The sequence below is a fragment of the Streptomyces flavofungini genome, from assembly GCF_041028215.1.
Classification (GTDB): Bacteria; Actinomycetota; Actinomycetes; order Streptomycetales; family Streptomycetaceae; genus Streptomyces; species Streptomyces flavofungini_B.
In genome coordinates this window covers 1-1858 of the sequence record NZ_JASKYR010001184.1, presented here as the reverse complement: position 1 = coordinate 1858, position 1858 = coordinate 1, and the positions used below count along the sequence as shown (strand labels likewise).

At 72.2% G+C, this 1858-nt stretch carries 1 protein-coding gene; it reads right to left on the bottom strand.

Annotated features, from left to right (window positions below; genetic code table 11):
- Positions 1–143: 143 nt before the first annotated feature.
- Positions 144–1691: an aspartate aminotransferase family protein gene (locus tag AB8Z36_RS39575; RefSeq protein WP_369218197.1), complete on the bottom strand. Its 1548-nt coding sequence runs from the start codon at positions 1689–1691 to the stop codon at positions 144–146.
- Between the last annotated feature and the right edge of the window lie 167 nt (positions 1692–1858).

The window sequence follows — 1858 nt, the reverse complement described above, 5'->3', positions numbered from 1 at the left end:
CCCGGGAGCTGCCCGCGGGACGGCTCGTGGAGGTCCTCACAACCGAACTGGCCGAGGCACGGGCGGCGTCGGCCCCGGTGGGCCAGGGGGACGAGCGATGACCGCGCCCGTGTTCGTCGTGGAGCACTTCGACGCGGGCGCGGTCATCGCTCGTCCCCCTGGCCCACCGGGGCCGACGCCGCCCGTGCCTCGGCCAGTTCGGTTGTGAGGACCTCCACGAGCCGTCCCGCGGGCAGCTCCCGGGCCAGCCGGTGGCCCTGCCCGGCCCAGAGSGCCATGGCCTGCGCCTTGGGAGCGGGGGCGGGAGCAGTGGCGGGGGCCTTCGCCTTCGTACGGAAGAACCCGGCGTCGCGCAGCTCCCGCAGCGACCCCCGTACGGCGTCGGCGATGAACTCGATGTCGCCGTCGGAGTGCTCGGTGGAGCCCGGGTGGCGACCATCGACACCGGGTGCTGGATGTAGGTGCCGCCGAAGAAGGTGGTGTCGGCCTGCGGATAGCTGTCGTCGCCGTAGCTCCAGTGGCCGCCGTCGATGCCGTCCATGATGTCGGCGGCGGCTTCCCCATCGGGGCGGTCGCTCGGTGGAGAGGAAGAAGTTGCGCCACTCCCACACGTGCACGCCGCGCAGCATGAGGTGGTGGTAGAGCAGCTCCATGTCCGCGCGGTGCTCGAACCGGAACTGCGAGCCGAAGTGGCTCAGGCTCAGCGCGAACTCCTCCGCCTCGAAGAAGGCGTTGAGGGTGGCGGCCAGTTCGCCGGTACGGGCGTTCAGGCGCTCCTGGAGGTGCGGGCTGTGCTCCTTGAGGTGGGCGAGGACGGCCCGGGTGGCGACCATCGACACCGGGTGCTGGATGTAGGTGCCGCCGAAGAAGGTGGTGTCGGCCTGCGGATAGCTGTCGTCGCCGTAGCTCCAGTGGCCGCCGTCGATGCCGTCCATGATGTCGGCGCGGCCCGCGACCGCCCCGATGGGGAAGCCGCCGCCGAGGAGCTTGCCGTAAGTGGCGAGATCCGGGGTCACTCCGTACAGCTCCTGGGCGCCGCGCGGCGCGGGGCGGAACCCGGTCAGCATCTCGTCGAAGAGCAGTACGATGCCGTGGCGCCGGGTCAGCTCGCGCAGCCTGCGCACGAAGCCGACCGGCTGGAGCGCCGGGTGGCGGCTCTGCACCGGCTCGACGACGACCGCGGCGATGTCGCCCGCCTGCCGCTCGATGACGGCGAGGCTCTCCTCGCTGCCGTAGGGCAGGACGAGCAGGTCGGCGACGGCGTTCTGCGGGATGCCCGCGGACATCGGGACGGTGGTCGGGCCCTCGCCGCCGGTGCGCGGTGAGCGGCCGAGGACGTTGTCGTTGTGGCCGTGGTAGGCGCCCTCGAAGGTGATGATCCGGGTGCGTCCGGTGGCGGCACGGGCCAGCCTGATCGCGGCGGAGTTCGCCTCCGTGCCGGAGTTGGCGAAGGCGACCCGCTCCATGCCGGTCAGCTCGGCGAGCAGTTCGGCGGCCTCGCCGGTCTCCACGTTGCGCGGGCCCAGCTGGATGCCGCGCGAGAGGTGCTCGCGGACGGCCTCGGCGACGAAGTCGGGCTCGTGGCCGAAGAGCAGCACGCCGAAGCCCATGGTGATGTCGACGTAACGGTTGCCGTCGATGTCCTCGATCCAGGAGCCCTTGGCCCGCCGCCCCGCGATCGGGTACAGCATCTCCTTCGTCCCCGGCTGTCGGCGAGCACCCGGCGGTACTTCTGGGCGATCCGCTTCGAGGTGGGCGTCTTGGCGGTGTAGCGGCGCACCAGGTCGTCCAGGTGCGCCCGCTGCGACTCGGGGGAGCCGCCGCGGACCATGCCGGAGGCGCGGCCCACTTCCAGGCG